The organism is Cellulomonas sp. WB94, assembly GCF_003115775.1.
Lineage (GTDB): Bacteria > Actinomycetota > Actinomycetes > Actinomycetales > Cellulomonadaceae > Cellulomonas_A.
In genome coordinates this window covers 2,557,067-2,573,137 of sequence record NZ_QEES01000002.1, presented here as the reverse complement: position 1 = coordinate 2,573,137, position 16,071 = coordinate 2,557,067, and the positions used below count along the sequence as shown (strand labels likewise).

At 72.5% G+C, this 16,071-nt stretch carries 18 protein-coding genes and 1 tRNA gene; 6 read left to right on the top strand and 13 right to left on the bottom strand.

Annotated features, from left to right (window positions below; all coding sequences use genetic code 11):
- Window positions 1-102 precede the first annotated feature (102 nt).
- Entirely contained in the window at window positions 103-1,935 is a 1,833-nt protein-coding gene (locus tag DDP54_RS13020; protein WP_242448395.1) for a hypothetical protein, read from the bottom strand.
- 159 nt (window positions 1,936-2,094) lie between these two features.
- On the opposite strand from DDP54_RS13020, the gene DDP54_RS13015 reads away from it, so the two are divergent.
- The 3 genes from DDP54_RS13015 (at window position 2,095) to DDP54_RS13005 (ending at window position 4,775) form a co-directional block, all read left to right on the top strand.
- Window positions 2,095-2,730: a DUF6318 family protein gene (locus tag DDP54_RS13015; RefSeq protein WP_146192430.1), complete on the top strand. Its 636-nt coding sequence runs from the start codon at window positions 2,095-2,097 to the stop codon at window positions 2,728-2,730.
- Complete coding sequence (locus DDP54_RS18430) at window positions 2,730-3,653, top strand: hypothetical protein (protein WP_109132092.1); 924 nt, start codon at window positions 2,730-2,732, stop codon at window positions 3,651-3,653. Before DDP54_RS13015 ends, DDP54_RS18430 begins: the two co-directional genes overlap by 1 nt.
- Before the next feature lie 81 nt (window positions 3,654-3,734).
- Window positions 3,735-4,775 (top strand): glutathione S-transferase C-terminal domain-containing protein, encoded by a 1,041-nt coding sequence (locus tag DDP54_RS13005; RefSeq protein ID WP_109132091.1) that lies wholly within the window; start codon window positions 3,735-3,737, stop codon window positions 4,773-4,775.
- 23 nt (window positions 4,776-4,798) lie between these two features.
- On the opposite strand, the gene DDP54_RS13000 is transcribed toward DDP54_RS13005, so the two are convergent.
- Window positions 4,799-6,025, bottom strand: coding sequence for an FAD-dependent oxidoreductase (locus DDP54_RS13000; RefSeq protein ID WP_109132090.1), 1,227 nt, complete (start codon window positions 6,023-6,025; stop codon window positions 4,799-4,801).
- 82 nt (window positions 6,026-6,107) lie between these two features.
- Window positions 6,108-6,965 carry a VOC family protein gene (locus DDP54_RS12995; protein WP_109132593.1) on the bottom strand — a complete coding sequence of 286 codons (858 nt, stop codon included), beginning with the start codon at window positions 6,963-6,965 and terminating at the stop codon, window positions 6,108-6,110.
- A gap of 205 nt (window positions 6,966-7,170) precedes the next feature.
- Here DDP54_RS12995 and DDP54_RS12990 point away from each other — a divergent pair, with 205 nt between their 5' ends.
- The gene (locus tag DDP54_RS12990) at window positions 7,171-7,569 is read left to right on the top strand and encodes a DUF2510 domain-containing protein (protein WP_109132089.1); all 399 of its coding nucleotides are present in this window, start codon (window positions 7,171-7,173) and stop codon (window positions 7,567-7,569) included.
- Entirely contained in the window at window positions 7,569-7,925 is a 357-nt protein-coding gene (locus DDP54_RS12985; protein ID WP_109132088.1) for a DUF488 domain-containing protein, read from the top strand. The genes DDP54_RS12990 and DDP54_RS12985 overlap by 1 nt, the downstream gene beginning before the upstream one ends.
- On the opposite strand, the gene DDP54_RS12980 is transcribed toward DDP54_RS12985, so the two are convergent.
- Both DDP54_RS12980 and DDP54_RS12975 read right to left on the bottom strand, forming a co-directional pair.
- Window positions 7,922-9,238, bottom strand: a complete 1,317-nt coding sequence (locus DDP54_RS12980; RefSeq protein WP_109132087.1) for an alpha-amylase family glycosyl hydrolase — start codon at window positions 9,236-9,238, stop codon at window positions 7,922-7,924. The two genes, DDP54_RS12985 and DDP54_RS12980, sit on opposite strands and share 4 nt — an antisense overlap.
- A 94-nt stretch (window positions 9,239-9,332) precedes the next feature.
- On the bottom strand, window positions 9,333-9,962 hold the full coding sequence (locus tag DDP54_RS12975; RefSeq protein ID WP_109132086.1) for an NADPH-dependent F420 reductase: 630 nt from the start codon (window positions 9,960-9,962) through the stop codon (window positions 9,333-9,335).
- A gap of 84 nt (window positions 9,963-10,046) precedes the next feature.
- Here DDP54_RS12975 and DDP54_RS12970 point away from each other — a divergent pair, with 84 nt between their 5' ends.
- Complete coding sequence (locus DDP54_RS12970) at window positions 10,047-10,547, top strand: MarR family transcriptional regulator (RefSeq protein WP_109132085.1); 501 nt, start codon at window positions 10,047-10,049, stop codon at window positions 10,545-10,547.
- A gap of 9 nt (window positions 10,548-10,556) precedes the next feature.
- On the opposite strand, the gene DDP54_RS12965 is transcribed toward DDP54_RS12970, so the two are convergent.
- The 8 genes from DDP54_RS12965 to DDP54_RS12935 form a co-directional block, all read right to left on the bottom strand.
- On the bottom strand, window positions 10,557-11,216 hold the full coding sequence (locus DDP54_RS12965) for a CYTH domain-containing protein (protein WP_109132084.1): 660 nt from the start codon (window positions 11,214-11,216) through the stop codon (window positions 10,557-10,559).
- 96 nt (window positions 11,217-11,312) lie between these two features.
- A tRNA-Ala gene (locus tag DDP54_RS12960) sits at window positions 11,313-11,385 on the bottom strand.
- Between the two features lie 73 nt (window positions 11,386-11,458).
- Window positions 11,459-12,133 (bottom strand): histidine phosphatase family protein, encoded by a 675-nt coding sequence (locus tag DDP54_RS12955; RefSeq protein ID WP_109132083.1) that lies wholly within the window; start codon window positions 12,131-12,133, stop codon window positions 11,459-11,461.
- On the bottom strand, window positions 12,130-12,516 hold the full coding sequence (gene rsfS, locus DDP54_RS12950; protein ID WP_109132082.1) for a ribosome silencing factor: 387 nt from the start codon (window positions 12,514-12,516) through the stop codon (window positions 12,130-12,132). The genes DDP54_RS12955 and rsfS overlap by 4 nt, the downstream gene beginning before the upstream one ends.
- 41 nt (window positions 12,517-12,557) lie before the next feature.
- Window positions 12,558-13,898, bottom strand: a complete 1,341-nt coding sequence (locus DDP54_RS12945; RefSeq protein ID WP_109132081.1) for a hypothetical protein — start codon at window positions 13,896-13,898, stop codon at window positions 12,558-12,560.
- On the bottom strand, window positions 13,891-14,493 hold the full coding sequence (gene nadD / locus DDP54_RS12940) for a nicotinate-nucleotide adenylyltransferase (protein ID WP_109132080.1): 603 nt from the start codon (window positions 14,491-14,493) through the stop codon (window positions 13,891-13,893). Before nadD ends, DDP54_RS12945 begins: the two co-directional genes overlap by 8 nt.
- Window positions 14,494-14,536: 43 nt before the next feature.
- Window positions 14,537-14,689 carry a hypothetical protein gene (locus DDP54_RS18425; protein WP_197711395.1) on the bottom strand — a complete coding sequence of 51 codons (153 nt, stop codon included), beginning with the start codon at window positions 14,687-14,689 and terminating at the stop codon, window positions 14,537-14,539.
- A 58-nt stretch (window positions 14,690-14,747) separates the two neighbouring features.
- A complete protein-coding gene (locus DDP54_RS12935; RefSeq protein ID WP_109132592.1) occupies window positions 14,748-16,067 on the bottom strand; it encodes a glutamate-5-semialdehyde dehydrogenase in 1,320 nt (439 codons plus the stop codon).
- Between the last annotated feature and the right edge of the window lie 4 nt (window positions 16,068-16,071).

Genomic DNA, 16,071 nt, shown 5'->3' with positions numbered 1-16,071 from the left:
CCATGACGGCCTCCTCGGGGCGGACCGAGTTCACTCACCCTGGGCGACGTCCCGCCCTCGTTCTCATCGTGGCACCCACCGACCCCGCGGGCGCGCGCAGGGCTACTGGTAGGTGACCAGGTCGGGGATCGGCTGCACGGCCATCGTCTGGATGGGGTCCAGCATCGGCGAGTCCTCGTCGTAGAAGTTCTTCCAGCCCCACCGGACGCCGGCCGGTGCCCCCTCCTGCAGTCGCGCCCACGTCCCGGCCTTGGCGGGCTGCCCACCCTGCCCGTCGACGTGGAGCACGACGGCGAGCTCGTCCCGGCTCAGGCCGAGTCGCTCGCGATCGACGATCATGCGGGGCGCGAACTCGTGCAGCACGAGCATCTTCTGGGGCAGTGCCCGCGCGCGCGTGAAGTCGGCGAGCCACGCGGCCGTCGCGTTGATCTCGTCGATCCCGACGCTCCCGATCTGCCGGAGGTGCACCTGGTCCGGCGCGAGCCGCCACTCCGGGTCGAGCGCCAGGCCGACGTGCGGCAGGGCGAGCAGCTCGGCGTACTGCTGAGCCTGGGTGAGGAAGTCGGTCCGACCGGGCTGCAGGTCCAGCAGGACGGTCATGCCCGCAGCCCCGGCGGCGTCGATCAGCGGCCGCAGCTCGGCCGGCGGACGCTCGGCGGAGTAGTTGCCGTCCGACCCCGGACCGGCTGAGGCGACCGTCGCGATGATCTCGAGCGTCGGGACGACGGTGTCAGTGGTGAGCGGACGGTACTCGGCCGCCGTGGCCTCGGCCCGGGCCACCGTCGCGGCGTCGTCCTGCTCGCCGAGCACCCCTAGACCGGGAGTCCCGGGCGACCCGTACAGCGCGACGTACCGCTTGCCGGGCACGCCTGGCGCCGTCGGGAAGACGAGCTGCCCGCCGCCCGGAAGCTGGACACCGGTGGCGGCCGCCGCGACGCGCGCTGCGAGCAGCTCGGGTGTCCCGAACACCGAGCCCAGCGCCAGCACCGCGGTCGGCCTGACCACTCCGAGCGCGTCGACTGCTGTCGCGAACAGCCGCGGGTCGCCGCCCGGCACCACCTGGACCGGGACGCCCGCGGCCCTCGCCGTCGCCAGCGCTGCGAGGTGGGTGGGCGCGCCGTCGGTCAGGACGAGCGTCCCCGAAGGCGTGGCCGCGGGAGAGAACGCCGGGACGACCGGCGGGGCGGGCGGACGCGGCGGGCGGGGCGCACCCGTCGGCTCGGAAGGAAGCCACAGCGACATGTCCTGAGGAGTCGGGGTGATCGCAGGCGCCGCGGCGACGTCCTGGCCCTGCACGACGAGGGTCGCCACGGCCGGCCGCGCGAGCCCGACCACCGCCGCGACCTCGAGACCGGGCTCGACGACCTGCGCGGCCGCCCCGGACGCGATCGCGGCCGCGCCGGGGATGTCGCCCACAGCCTGCTGGACGGCTGCCACTCCCGCGGGCACCACGGCCGAGCCCACCGCCAGCACGACGTCCGCTCCGAGACGGTCGAGCTCGACCGCGACGTCCGCCCCGACGACGGTCCCGCCCGTGAGCAGCAGCGGGACGCCGAGGCCCACGGCGGCCGACGCCCCGGTCAGCTGCGCGGCGACGTCGTTCACGGGCGCGAGCACGACCGTCGGCGCGTGGACGTACAGCGCGCGGCTCGCTGCCATCGCGGTCGTCTCGGGATCTGCGTCGGGAACGAGCGTGACCGGTCCGCCGGGCGGGCGCGTCTCGACGGGGACGACGAGGGGCGTCGGTGCAGCGGTGGGGGTCGCCGTGGTCGGTGACGCAGTCGCGCTCAGCGCCACGCTCGGACTCGGCGCACGCTCGACGGGGGTGCCGGTCGTGCACGCACCCACGCCCAGAGCCACGAGCGCAGCCATACCTGCCGCCGCCTGACGCCGACCGTGCACGGCGGCGCGGCGTGCGCGGGGATGGTGCGGCACGGCGCTCCTGGGGTCGACGGCGATGGCCGGTCAACTGTAGGCGGCGAGTCGGCGGCGGCACCGGCATCGCGTCCGCGCGGCGGACCAGGCTCTGAAGCTCATCCACAGGGATGTGAGATCGGCTGACCGGGTTGGGTGGTTATCGGTAGGTTCTCGGGCATGCCCCGCACCCTGCCCGTGCCCGACGTCGTCTCCTCGCGCGCGGTCAGGTTTGCTCTCGCGGCGGTGCTGGCGCTCGGGCTGCTCGGTGGCTGCTCGTCCGGCGGCTCCGCCCCGGTGGCCACCTCGACGAGCTCTGTCCCGACGGTCGTCGCTTCGACGACACCGACCGCGGCCGCCACGCCCAGCCCGACGGCAACGCCGAAGCCCGAGCGTCCGGCCGCGATGGACACCGTCAATGTCGATGGTGCCATCGCGACGGCCACGTACTTCCTCGAGCTGTATCCCTATGCCCTAAACACGGGCGACATCAGCGACTGGAACAGCCTCAGCCATCCTGAGTGCATCTTCTGTGCCGGACTGGCGGATGAGGTGGAGCGGCAAGTCGGTCTCTCTGAGCATCAGGAGGGCTTGGCTACATCCATCGCATCCGCAACCGGCATCGAGGTGACACGGGGCGCATTTTTCGACGTCGACCTCGAGCTCACCCAGGGCCCCTGGCAGGTCGTAGACAAGGCAGGGACCGTCGTCGAGGAGTCACTGCCGACGAAGGTTGCACACATCCACATGAACGTCGTCCGCGACTCTGGCCGCTGGCTGGTGCGTGAGGCCCAGGCCGACCTCATCGAGGAGTAGTGCGAACCCTGGCTTCGGTCCTGATTCTTGCGGGTGTCGCGTTCGGTGTCGGCTCGTCGGCCGCCGCAATGGACGTGGGTGTGGGTGCCAACGGGGGCGCCTATCAACTCTCGGCGCGCGAGTGGCAGGCCGAGGTGGCGGCGCATGCGGTGGCGGTGGCGGCGGGTGACCCGGTGGCGGTGCTGAAGGAGTACGCCCGGGGCGTGCAGTGCAACGTGACGACGGTGCCGTTGACGACCGCGTTGAACGGTCCGTGCGGGGCCGCGAGCGGGGCGGTGCCCGCGGTGTTCTGCGGGGTCGGGGTCACCGCCCTGGACCCGTTGTGGACCCGCACCCGGACCAGCGCGACCGCTGCGTGGACCCCCTGGACGTACCTCACGGCCGGGGCCTGCCCTCAAGACGTCCTGCCCGCCCTGACCACCGCCGACTTCCGGCGCCTGCCCCTGACCCCCACCGCGACCACCGTGCAACCCGGCACCGGGTACGTCCTGGTCGGGTACGGGGTCATCGTCAGCGCCGATCCGACCCCGGTCGACCTGACCACCACCCTGCTCGGCTACCCGGTCACCGTGCACGCCACCCCCACCACCTACCGCTGGGACTTCGGGGACGACACCCCGCCCCTGGACACCCCCGACCCCGGCCTGCCCTACCCGACCGACGGCAGCACGCCCCCGACGACCCCCGGCAGCGTCTACCCGGCCGGGTCCCACGGCCACCCCTACCAGGCCCCCGGCACCTACACCCTGACGTTGACCACCACCTGGACCGGCACCTACCAGATCGCCGGAGACACCACCTGGCGGCCCATCACCGGCACCGCCACCACCACCACGACCCACCCGGCCCTGACCGTCGTCGAACGCCGCACCCACCTCGTCGCCGACACCTGCCTCACCAACCCCCACGGCCCCGGCTGCTGACCACCACACCCGCTACCCGGACGACCGCCATGTGACGTCGACCGGGCCGCGCACCTGACAGCGGGCGGGCAAGATCGTCGTATGACGGACGAGAACAGCACCACGGGGGCCTACGTGACGCCGGGCACCGAGTTCACCCGCGACCAGCGCTACATCGCGACCCGCATCACGGCGGACGGCCGCGACGGCTTCCCGGTCGAGGCGGGTCGCTACCGGCTGGTCGTCTCGCGTGCGTGCCCGTGGGCGAACCGGGCCGTGATCGTGCGGCGGCTGCTGGGCCTCGAGGAGGCGATCTCGATGGGCATCTGCGGGCCCACGCACGACCGTCGCTCGTGGACGTTCGACCTCGACCCTGGCGGTGTCGACCCCGTGCTCGGCATCGAGCGGATCCAGGACGCGTACTTCGCGCGGTTCCCGGGGTACGAGCGGGGCATCACGGTCCCGGCGATGGTGGACGTGTCGTCGGGTAAGGTGGTGACGAACGACTACGCACAGATGACCCTCGACCTGTCGACCGAGTGGCGCTCGCTCCACCGCGAGGGCGCGCCGGACCTGTACCCCGAGCACCTGCGTGACGAGATCGACGCTGTTGCCCTCGCGGTGTTCCGGGACGTCAACAACGGGGTCTACCGCTGCGGGTTCGCAGGCTCGCAGGCCGCGTACGACCGGGCGTACGGCAGGTTGTTCGCGCGCCTCGACTGGCTCTCCGAGCGGCTGAGCTCGCAGCGCTACCTCGTCGGTGACACGATCACCGAGGCCGACGTGCGGCTGTTCACGACCCTCGTGCGCTTCGACGCCGTCTACCACGGGCACTTCAAGTGCAACCGGTCCAAGCTCACCGAGATGCCGGTGCTCTGGGCCTACGCGCGCGACCTGTTCCAGACGCCGGGCTTCGGGGACACGATCGACTTCGACCACATCAAGCGGCACTACTACGTGGTCCACACGGACGTGAACCCGACGCAGATCGTGCCGGACGGTCCCGACCTGACGGGGTGGCTCACGCCGCACGGCCGTGCGGCGCTGGGCGGCCGTCCGTTCGGCGACGGCACTCCCCCAGGCCCCGTGCGTCGGGGCGAGGAGGTCCCGCCCGAGCACACAGCCGCCGCGATGGCAGGCTGAGGGGCGGCACGCGCGCCTCCGGCTCAGACCTCGTCGAGCCCGACAGCGAGGTCGGTGAGCCGGGCGACGTCGACGGATCGACCGGAGCGGATGAGGACGTCGATCATGTCGGCGACGTCCCAGACGTTGACGTTCATGCCGGCGAGCACGCGGTCCCCCGAGAGCCAGAACGCGACGAACTCGCGCGCGGCGACATCGCCCCGGAACACCACGCGGTCGGCGTCACCTGGCTCCACGTAGCCCGTGTACTCCATGCCCAGGTCGTACTGGTCGCTGAAGAAGTACGGCGGCCTGTCGTCGACGTCGTCGCGACCCAGCATGGTGCGCCCGGCCAGCTCGCCCTGGCGGATCGCGTTCGCCCAGTGCTCGACGCGCAGGCGTCGCCCCAGCAGCGGGTGCATCGCGTTGGCGACGTCACCCGCCGCGAACACGTCGGGGTCGAAGGTCCGCAGGTGCTCGTCAGTGACGATGCCGTTGTCGACGTCGAGGCCCGAGGCGGTGGCGAGCTCGGTGCGGGGACGGATGCCGACGCCGACGACGACGAGCTCGGTGTCGATGGTCGAGCCGTCGCCGAGACGGACGCCGGTGACCACGCCATCGACCCCGAGGATCTCTGCGACGACGGCGCCGGTGCGCAGGTCGACGCCGTGCTCGCGGTGCAGGTCGGCGAAGACGGGGGCGACCTCGGGGCCGAGGACGCGCAGCAGGGGCAGCTCACCACGTTCTAGCAGCGTGACGTCGAGGCCCGCCGCACGGGCGGCTGCCGCGGTCTCGAGCCCGATCCAGCCACCGCCGACGATGACGACGCTGGACGCGCGCGTGTAGGCGTCCTTGAGGCGCTGGCTGTCCTCGATGCGGCGCAGCGTCAGCACGCCGGCGAGGTCGGCCCCGGGCACGTCGAGCCGCAACGGCTCGGACCCGGTGGCGAGCAGCACCTTGCCATAGGGCACGCGCTCACCGCCGGCCAGCACGACCTCGTGCGCCGGACGGTCCAGCGCCACGACCTCGACGTCCGTGCGGAGCTCGACGGCGTGCTCGGCGTACCAGTCGGCCGGGTGCACGAACGCGGTCTCGAGCTCGTCGTTGCCGAGCAGGTACCCCTTCGAGAGCGGCGGGCGCTCGTACGGCAGGTACGGCTCGTCGCCGATCAGGATGATCCGCCCGGTGAACTCCTCGATGCGCAGCGACGCGGCGGCGTTGGCCCCCGCGAGCCCGGCGCCCACGATGACGATGTCCTGCGTCGCTGCCATGGTGTCTCCTCGTCGTCGCCGGAGCGCCCGACCTCGACGCCCGCTCCGGCCAGTCTGCCGCGGTCGGGGCGCGGCCGCCGGTTCAGCCCTCGACGCTGACCTTGAGGTGGTTGAGCCACGGGTCCTCGAAGTGCAGCGTCGCGCCGTCGTTGCGGCTGCGGATGCCGTGGTGCGCAAGGCGTGCGTCCAGCGCTGCGACGTCGTCGGCGGTCGGCACGACGATGGCGACCTCGCCGAGGCCGATCGACGACGCGCGGGGACCCGCACCCGCGCTGTTCCACGTGTTCATTGCCAGGTGGTGGTGGTAGCCGCCGGCCGACACGAACAGCGCGCCGTTCCACGTCAGGGTCTCGTCGAAGCCGAGCGCGTCGACGTAGAAGGCCCGCGCCGTGGGCACGTCGCCGACCTGCAGGTGCACGTGACCGACGATGGCCTCGCCTGCGCCGGGGGTCGCGATGCCGGACTCGGTGAGGTGCTCACCGAGGAACGCGTTCGGGTCGAGTCGCAGCGCGTCCATCTGCACGTGGCCGTCCGGCGTCCAGGCCCAGTCGGACCGGCTGCGGTCCCAGTACAGCTCGACGCCGTTGCCCTCGGGGTCGGTGAAGTAGAACGCGAGCGAGACGAGGTGGTCGGCGCTCCCGATGTAGGTGTTCGGGGCCTTCGCGGCGATCGAGGCGAGCGTCGCGGCGAGGCCGGCCTGCTCGTCGAACAGGATCGCCGTGTGGTACAGGCCGGCCTGACCACGCGCAGGGCGCGGCAGTCCGGGCGTGTGGCGCAGGACGACGAGGGGTGTGCCGCCCCGGCCCAGCGTGACGACGGCCCGGCGACCGTCCGCGACGAGGCGGTCGGCAGGGTCCTCGATGATGTCGAGCGCCAGGGCCTCGTGGTAGTAGCGCGTCTGCAGGTCGAGGTCCTCGACGAGCAGCGTGACCGCGTCCATGCCCGTGCCGGCCGCGATCGAGTCGGGGCGCGCGATCAGCGGCGCGCCGGCCTGCTGGGCTGCGGTCAGCGATGTGCGGACGGTGGTCATGGCGTTCTCCTCGGGTCGGCTGAGTTCATAGTAGTTGACGCTTCAACTTCTGGCTAGTGGCCTGCATTCCCCGTCGCACGCCAGCCGGCCACGACGCGTGCGCCAGACTGGACGCATGAACGAAGCACCCCCGCCCGGAGGTCTCCGCGGCTGGTACGCCGACCCGCGACGACCGGCCGGCCAGCGCTGGTGGGACGGTGACACCTGGACCGTGGCGACCCGCCCCGACCCCGCTCTGGCACCCCCGGACCCCTACGAAGGCCTTGAGCTGGCACCCGGGCACAACAACGCCGCGATCGCCGGTCTCGGGATCGGCCTCGTCAGCCTCGCGTGGAACCCGGTGGGGTTGCTCGGCATCGCCGGACTGGCCCTGAGCCTCCTCGGAAAGCGCCGCGTCACGACCTGGGTGCGCGAGAACTACCGCCCCAGCGGCGGTCGCATCGCCACCTGGGGACTCGTGGTGGCCGGGATCTCCACGACCTTCACGCTGCTCACCCAAGGGTTCTTCCGCTGATGGACGTCCGCGTCAAGCGCGTCTACGCGCCACCCGCCCCCGACGACGGACTCCGGGTCCTCGTCGATCGGATCTGGCCGCGCGGGATCAGCAAGGCCGACGCCGCGGTGGATCTGTGGCTCAAGGACGTCGCCCCGAGCACCGAGCTGCGGCAGTGGTTCGGCCACGAGACCGAGCGCATGGCCGAGTTCACCGTGCGGTACACCGCGGAGCTCGACGCCAGTCCCGCGGCAGCCGAGCTCCGCGGCCTGGCTGCCGACCACGACCGGATCACCCTCGTCTACTCGGCGCACGACGAGCGCCACAACCAGGCGGTCGTCCTGGCCGCCTACCTCGTCGGGGCCGGCTCCGACTAGCGCCAGATCGCCCACGAGTGCGGGCCGACGACGAGGTCGCCCGGGACGGTGGACGGCGAGAGCTCCTCCCCCGACCGGAGGAGCAGCTCGGCCGACGGGATGGCCGGGGTGAACGGCTCGTCGCCGAGGTTCAGCGCCAGGACGAGGCGCTCGCCGTCAGGTGACCTCGCGCCGAGCACGAGCCGCTCGTTCTCGACGTGCACCACCTCGAGGCGCGCGTGCGCGAGCCACGGGTAGCGACGCCGGAACCCGATCAGGCGCTGGTGCTCGCGGTAGAGCGGCCACCCGTCGGGCGCGAGGTCGCCGGGAGCTGCGGGGAACGCAGGTCTGATCGCATCGTCGCCTCCGGCCCGCTCCTCCTTGACCCCACGGAAGCCCTGCTCGTCACCCGCGTACACCGACGGCGTCCCGGCGACGAAGAAGAGCACGGCGAGCGCGTGCGTCACGTGCCGCGCGTCCGTCACGGTGCTGGCGAGCCGCGTGACGTCATGGTTGCCCACGAACGTGTACGGGAGGAACTGCGCGGCGAAGGCGTCGTGCCGTTGCAGCGCCCATGCGAGCTCGAAGAGGTTGAGGTCGACGATCGAGCTCCAGAGCGCCTTCCAGAGCTCGTACTGCGTGACGGAGTCGATCCCCGACTCCGCGACGTACCCGGCGTAGTCGCCGTGGATCATCTCGCCGAGCACCCACGCCTCGGGGTGCGCGGCGCGGACGCGCGGCAGGACGCGCTGCCAGAACGCTGCCGGCACCGCATAGACCGCGTCGAGCCGCCAGCCGTCGGCCCCCCGGCCGAGCCAGCGGGTCATCACGTCGGCGACGTGGTCGGCGACGTCGGGGTTGTCGTGGTTGAGCGCGACGAGCGCCCCGTGGCCCTCGAACACGTCGAGCTCGGGAACACCGTCGATGCCGGTGCGCCAGCGCACCCAGCGCCCCGCGGCGGAGTCCGGCCCCTCGGCGAGCGCCTGGACGACGCGCGGGTGGTCGCGGCCGACATGGTTGAACACGCCGTCGAGCACGACCCGCACCCCGCGTTCGCGCGCGGCCGCGAGGAAGGCGTCGAAGTCGTCGTCGTCCCCGAGGCGACTGTCGATCCGCAGGTGGTCGACCGTGTCGTACCCGTGGCTCGCCGAGGCGAACACCGGTCCGAGGACCAGGCCGTTGCACCCCAGCTCGACCGCGTAGTCGAGCCACGCGGTCAGGTGGGCGAACCGGTGCTGCACCAGCTCGCCCGGCGCAAGGGCGGCCGCTGGCGCCCCGGTGAAGCCCAAGGGGTAGACGTGCCACCAGATCGCGTGGTCGATCCAGGCCGGCATGTCGTCTCCCTCGCGGCGAGCCGCACCCGGGCCGGACGGCACGGGGCGCACCGACAGTCTGGCGCCCCGCACCGCCCGACGGACACCGCCAGGCTCAGCTTGCGAGCGAGAACCCGCCGGCCCAGGCGATCTTCTCGCCGACCGCGAGCGTCAGCTGCAGGAAGCCGAGCGCCTCGAGCTGCTGCGCGCGCTTGAGCGAGCCGGCGTCCACCGCACCGAGACCGGCCGCCTCGAGGACCGTGATGAGCGTCGCCTTCGCGTCGGCGTCGTCCCCGGCGACGAGCACCGTGGTGGTCGCGCCGCCGACCGTGCCGGTGGCGAGCGTCGCTGCGAAGTTCGTGTTGAAGGCCTTGAGGACGCGGGCACCCGGGACGAGCGCGGCGATCTGCTGCGCCGCCGAGGTACCGGCGGCGACGGCCAGGTCGTCGAACGTCGTGAAGTCGAGCGGGTTGGTGATGTCGACGACGACCTTGCCGTCGAGCTGGGTCGCGTACTGCCCAACGATGTCGGCAACGGCACCGTAGGGGAGCGCGAGGACGACGACGTCGCCCGTCAGCTCGTCACCGAACCGGCCGCTCGTCGCGCCGGCACCGAGGGCCGCGACGGCTGCTGCGGAGTTCTGCGGGTCGCGGGCGAGGACCTGGACCGTCGCACCGCCCTTGAGTGCGACGGTGGCGATCGCGGACGCCATCGAGCCGGCGCCGAGGATGCTGAACGTGGTCATGTCTTCCTCCGGGATTACTTGTTGGTTCAACTACTATGCTCCTCGAATGGTTGATCTGTCAACTAACCGGCTACACTGGCTGGCATGGACGACGACACGCGCTGGCTGACCGCGGACGAGCTGCGCGCCTGGACGCGCCTCGAGGCCGTCGTGGAGCTGCTGCCGGGCGCGCTCGACGGTCCGCTGCGCCGCGCCGCGGAGCTCAGCCACTACGAGTACCTCGTCCTCGCCAAGCTCTCCGAGGCGCCTGACCGGACGCTCCGCATGAGCGAGCTCGCGGCCCGGACCAACGCGACCCTGCCCCGGCTCTCGCACGTCAGTGCCCGGCTCGAGGCCCGCGGGTACCTGGAGCGGCGGACCTGCGCCGACGACCGCCGCGCGACCAACGCCTCACTCACCGGGGCGGGATGGCGCAAGGTCGTCGCGACCGCTCCCGAGCACGTGCGCTCGGTCCGGGACGCCGTCATCGACGCCCTGACCCCCGAGCAGATCGCGCAGCTCGACGCGATCGCGACCGCCGTGCTGCGCCGGATCGACCCTGAGGACCGCCTGCAGATGCTCGCGACGCCGACCACGGCGGCCTGAGCAGCAGCCCTACCCGCGCCCCTGGTGCGGGACGCGCCCCGAGTCGAAGAAGTTCTGCCCGAGCCCCGCCAGGAAGTGCGGACCGTTCGCGGCGAGCTCGGCGTCGAACGCGTCCTTCCACGTCGAGAACGGCGCGTTCGAGAGCCCGTCGTTCGCGAACCGGCGGTCGTCCGTGACCTCCGTGACGCAGAACGCCGGGATGTGCAGGTCGGTGACCGGGCTCCCCCGCTCGCACTCGGCGATGATCAGCGGACGGTTCAGGCCGCCGAACACGTCCACGACCCAGCCGTCCCCGCCCAGCCAGATCGCGTAGCGGTTCTTGATGATCCGTGACCCCGCGAGCTTGATCATCTCGAGCCCGACCGACAGGTCGATCTCCCGTTCCGCCTCGTACCGGGTGCCCTCGATCATCGGCCCCTTGACGGTCAGCGCGCAGAAGTCGAACTCGCTCCCCAGGTCGTCGAGCAACGCGAGCTCGTCCTCGGTCCCGTCGAGCTCGACGCGCGCCGAGCTGGACTGCACCCGCATCCGTAGCGCGTACCCCTGCTCGGCCATGAAGTAGCTCTGGACGATCAGGACGGGGGCGGGTTCGTCGAGCAGCTCACGCGGCAGGTCGCGGACGAAGAACCGGCGTTCGAACTCGAAGTCGCCGTACCCGTTGTCGCTCACGCCTTGCACGCTACCCGTGTGCGCAGGTCCGCGTCCTGCGGGCGCCCGCCGGGCATGCGAAAGGGCCGCCCCTGAGGGACGGCCCTTTCGATCGGGTGGAGCTGAGGGGATTCGAACCCCTGACCCCCTGCATGCCATGCAGGTGCGCTACCAGCTGCGCCACAGCCCCGTGACCCACCCCGGAGGGAGGACCACCACCCTTGCGGGCGTCGTGAAGTCTAGGCGGAACTTCGCCCCGAGCGCTAATCGGGGTCCCGGACCTCGCGGTCCGGTCCCGCATCCCAGTCGGCGGAGGCGTCGGTGGGCCCCAGGTTGTAGCCCGTGAGCCGCCACGTCGGCCCCAGGTTCCCGCGTCCGAGCCGCAGCTCGGCCCAGTGCGCGTTGCTGACCCCGACGATGCCCCGCCAGTCCGGCGGCAGGCCGAGCAGCCCCGCCACGCCGAGCCCGATCGCCGCGCCGTGCGAGACGACGAGGAGCGTGTCGTCGTCGCCGAGGTCATCGGCATGGGCCATCACGCCCTCGACCATGCGAGCCGCGACGGCCGCGCGGGACTCCCCGCCCGAGCGGTTCGGTTCGCCGCCCTGCGCCCAGGCAGCATGGTCGGCAGGCCACCGCTCGGCGATCTCCGTCGCCGTCATGCCCTCCCAGTCGCCGAACGAGCGTTCACGCACGCGCGCATCGACCACTGGCTCGAGGTCCAGCATCGACGCGAGTGCGTCGGCTGTGACCCGCGCGCGCACGAGGTCGGACACCACGATCCGCGTCGGCTGGTACCGCGCGGCGATGGCCGCGGCCGCCGTGTGCGCCTGCCAGTGGCCGACGTCGTCGAGAGGGATGTCCGACTGCCCCTGCAGCCTGGCCTGCAGGTTGTGCGCAGTGCGACCGTGCCGCCAGAGCAGCACGCGCCCCGCGGTCACTCGGTGGTCCCGGACCCCGACCGGACGTCGGCGGGCAGCTCGATGACCGGGCAGTCCTTCCACAGTCGCTCGAGCGCGTAGTACACGCGGTCCTCCGCGTGCTGGACATGCACGACGATGTCGCCGAAGTCCAGCAGGACCCAGCGCGCGGTCTGGTTGCCCTCGCGGCGCAGCGGCTTGGCGCCGAGCAGGTGCAGCGCACGCTCGACAGCGTCGACGATGCTGCTGACCTGCCGCTCGTTGGTACCCGAGGCGATGAGGAACACGTCGGTGAGGACGAGCTGCGCACTCACGTCGAGGGCGATGATCTCGTCTGCCTTGAGGTCGGCTGCAGCGCGGGCTGCAGCGATGGCAAGCTCGATGGCGCGTTCGGTTGCCGGCACGGGACTCCTTGGGTGAGTTCAGATGGACGGACGGTTGACCGTCAGACCACAGGGTGTTGGACCGCACCGAACGGCGCCGACGCTGCGGGCGTCGAGGTCGGTGCGGGGTCGTTCGCATCGGCGCTGCCGTGACCTGCGAGGAGCACGATGAGGAAGCCGAGGACGAACGCGACGAGAGCCAGCACGATCAGCTGAAGCCACGTGTAGGGGTGCGACGGCCGCTCGTCGGCGTCCTCGTCGTCGTCGTCACCGTACAGGCTCCCGCTCGCGACGGGCTCATTGCCGGCCGCAGGTGCGCTCCCCGCGACGCCGAGCGAACCCCAGTGCGGGACGGGGACCTCGTCGGCGACCTCGACCTCGGGCGCCGGGGCGGACGCCCCCCACGAGCCCACGACGGGCGCCTGGTAGGCCGGCGGCGAAGCAGGTGTCGGAACGGCGGTCGACGCCCCCGCGGACGGCGCCCACGAAGGGCCGGTGCGCCCGGACGTGGGTTGCCACCCGGCCTGCGGTGCAGACGGTGTGGATGGTGCGACCGGTGTCGGCGGCGGGGTCGCTGCGGGCGACGTGCCGTAGCGCGACGGCGTCACCGGACCGGCCGAGGGCGCACCCGCGTCCCCGGCGGCGGGTCGTGCCGACCCTGCGCCCGCCGGGCCACCCCATGCGCTCGACCTCGGCTGGAAGCCGGTCGGCCGCGGGACCGTCGGGTCCGGCACCGGCGGCTGAGCGGTCGGGCCGGCCTGCTCGGGGCTCGAGGCAGCTGCGGGGACGGCGGAGTACGGGCTCGACGGCTGCGCGGCCGTGGAGGGCCGGACGATCGAGGGCCGGGCCACCGCAGGGCGGGCCACGGCGGGACGCGCAACGGTCGGCCGGGCGGCAGGCGTCGATCCAGCGGGCGACGGAGCCGCCGGCGGCTGCGTCGGCACCTGGCTGGAACTGCCGCCGACGGCGTCCGCGGAGCGTGCGGGGCCGGCCGCCGGGCGCGGGGTCGCCGGACGGCTCGTGTAGGTCTGCGTGGGCGCTGCTGGCGCCGCGGGGGCGCTCGGGTGCCCGCTCCACGCCGACGGGGAGCCCGCCGACGGTGGTCGCACCGAGGGCTGACCTGTCGTGGCGGGGTGGGGGCCGGTCGGGTCGAGCGGGGTGTCGCGGATCGTGCGGCGCGAACGCATCGCCTGCGAGGTGTCGGGCGCGAGACCGGGCACCTGGTACGGCGCCGCTCCCCCGCGCTGGCCGTCCGGTCCGACGGACGGGACGGGCTGGCTGCGCAGGGCGCGGCGAGACGGCGGGGTCGCGTCGCCGCTGACTCCGAAGTCCGTGTCGGGCGCACCGCCCTCGCCGGCTCGCTCGAGCTCGCGACGGCGGCGCCGCTCTCCTGGTTCACTCATCGTTACCTCGATACAGACCATGCTTGGCGATGTACTGGACGACCCCGTCAGGAACGAGGTACCAGACCGGCTTCCCCCCGCGCGCACGGGCGCGGACGTCCGACGACGAGATCGCCAGGGCGGGGATCTCCTGCTGGGTCACTCGGTCCTCGGGCAGCCCCTCGGTGGACAGCGTGTGCCCGGGTCTGTTGACGGCGACGAAGTGGGCCATGGCGAACAGCTCTTCCGGGTCCTTCCACGTGAGGATCTGTGCGAGCGCATCCGCTCCGGTGATGAAGAACAGATCGGCATCCGGCCGCTCGATGTTGAGGTCGCGGAGCGTGTCGACGGTGTACGTCAGCCCCGCGCGGTCCATGTCCACCCGACTGACCGTGAACCGCGGGTTCGAGGCGGTCGCGATGACGGTCATCAGGTAGCGGTGCTCGGCCCGTGTCACGTGCTGGTGCTGCTTGAACGACGGCTGCCCCGTGGGGACGAACACCACCTCGTCGAGACCCAGGATCGCGGCGACCTCGCTCGCGGCGACCAGGTGCCCGTGGTGGATGGGGTCGAACGTGCCACCCATGACGCCGAGGCGGGGTCGACGCTCTTCCATCAGGTGCGTCCTCGCTCTCGTGTCCCAGGTCGGTCGTGCGCGGTCAGTGCCGGGTGCCGACGCTCCGGAACGCGTAGGTGACGAGCAGCAGCGCGACGAGCCCGCCGAACGCGGTCAGACCGAAGGCCACGGGCGGGACGGGCAGCTCGGTGGCGTGCTCGGCGACGGCCTCGACGGCGAGCAGGGCAGCGTGCACGTCATCCTCCAGGGGTGGGGTAGCGGGGTGTTCCAGTGTCGCACGTCCGAGGTGCCACTCAGGGTCGCACGTGCCCGTCGCCGTGCACGATCCACTTGGTCGTGGTGAGCTCGGCGAGGCCCATCGGACCGCGGGCGTGCAGCTTCTGGGTCGAGATCCCGATCTCGGCGCCGAGGCCGAACTGGCCGCCGTCGGTGAACCGGGTCGACGCGTTGACCATGATCGCCGCGGAGTCCAGCTCGGCGACGAACCGCTCCGACGCGGCCAGGTCCCGCGTCACGATGGCCTCGGTGTGGCCGGACGTCCAGGTGCGGATGTGCTCGATCGCGGCGTCGAGGTCGTCGACGACCCGCACGGCGAGGTCCAGGGAGAGGTATTCCGTCGCCCAGTCCTCGTCGGTCGCCGGCACCACCTCGACGCCGACGGGCGCGAGCGCCGCTGTGGCCGCGTCGCCGTGCACGACGACGCCCGCCTCGGCGAGCGCTGCGAGCGCCGACGGCAGGAACCCCGGCGCCGCCGCCGCGTGCACCAGCAGCGTCTCTGCGGCGTTGCACACCCCGACCCGCTGGGTCTTGGAGTTCAGCAGGATCGGCAGGGCCATCGCCGGGTCGGCGGACGCGTCGACGTAGACGTGGCAGTTGCCGACACCGGTCTCGATGACGGGGACGGTCGCCTCGCGCACCACGGTCTGGATGAGGTCGGCGCCGCCGCGCGGCACGAGCACGTCGACCAGGCCACGGGCGTGCATGAGCGCCACAGCCCCCGCACGGCCGAACGCGTCGATCGACTGGACGAGGTCGGCGGGCAGACCCTGCGCCACGAGGGCTCGGCCGAGCACGCCGACGATGACCTCGTTGCTGCGCGCCGCCGCCGAGCCGCCGCGCAGGATCACGGCGTTCCCGCTCTTGAGCGCGAGGCCGGCGGCGTCGACGGTGACGTTCGGCCGGGCCTCGTAGATCATGCCGACGACGCCCATCGGGACCCTGACCTGGCGCAGACGCATCCCGTTGGGCAGCGTCGAGCCGCGCACGACCTCACCGACCGGGTCGGGCAGCGCGGCGAGCTCGCGCAGGGCGTCGGCGATCGCGACGATGCGCGCGTCGGACAGTGCCAGCCGGTCGAGGAGCCCCGGCGAGGTGCCGTTCTCCCGACCTCGCGCCAGGTCCTCGGCGTTGGCCGCGACGATCTGGGCGGTCGAGTCGACGAGAGCGTCGGCCAGCGCGTGCAGCGCGGCATCCTTGGTCGAGCGCGTCGCGGTCGCGAGCACACGGGACGCGACCTTGGCGCGGCGCGCGGTGGCCAGGACCTGCGCCGCGACGTCGTCACCGGCCGCAGAGGCGGGCGACACGTCGAGGTGGTTCTCGAGCGATGCGGTCATCGAG

What these genes read in the sequence shown, in the direction of transcription:
- DDP54_RS12975 (WP_109132086.1), bottom strand. Translation starts at nt 9,962, where the DNA reads ATGACCACGTTCAGCATCCTCGGCGCCGGCTCGATGGCGTCCGCGATC.
- DDP54_RS12935 (WP_109132592.1), bottom strand. Translation starts at nt 16,067, where the DNA reads ATGACCGCATCGCTCGAGAACCACCTCGACGTGTCGCCCGCCTCTGCG.
- DDP54_RS12945 (WP_109132081.1), bottom strand. Translation starts at nt 13,898, where the DNA reads ATGAGTGAACCAGGAGAGCGGCGCCGCCGTCGCGAGCTCGAGCGAGCC.
- DDP54_RS12980 (WP_109132087.1), bottom strand. Translation starts at nt 9,238, where the DNA reads ATGCCGGCCTGGATCGACCACGCGATCTGGTGGCACGTCTACCCCTTG.
- DDP54_RS12990 (WP_109132089.1), top strand. Translation starts at nt 7,171, where the DNA reads ATGAACGAAGCACCCCCGCCCGGAGGTCTCCGCGGCTGGTACGCCGAC.
- DDP54_RS12995 (WP_109132593.1), bottom strand. Translation starts at nt 6,965, where the DNA reads ATGGACGCGGTCACGCTGCTCGTCGAGGACCTCGACCTGCAGACGCGC.
- DDP54_RS13015 (WP_146192430.1), top strand. Translation starts at nt 2,095, where the DNA reads ATGCCCCGCACCCTGCCCGTGCCCGACGTCGTCTCCTCGCGCGCGGTC.
- DDP54_RS13000 (WP_109132090.1), bottom strand. Translation starts at nt 6,025, where the DNA reads ATGGCAGCGACGCAGGACATCGTCATCGTGGGCGCCGGGCTCGCGGGG.
- DDP54_RS12985 (WP_109132088.1), top strand. Translation starts at nt 7,569, where the DNA reads ATGGACGTCCGCGTCAAGCGCGTCTACGCGCCACCCGCCCCCGACGAC.
- DDP54_RS13005 (WP_109132091.1), top strand. Translation starts at nt 3,735, where the DNA reads ATGACGGACGAGAACAGCACCACGGGGGCCTACGTGACGCCGGGCACC.
- nadD (WP_109132080.1), bottom strand. Translation starts at nt 14,493, where the DNA reads ATGGAAGAGCGTCGACCCCGCCTCGGCGTCATGGGTGGCACGTTCGAC.
- DDP54_RS12970 (WP_109132085.1), top strand. Translation starts at nt 10,047, where the DNA reads ATGGACGACGACACGCGCTGGCTGACCGCGGACGAGCTGCGCGCCTGG.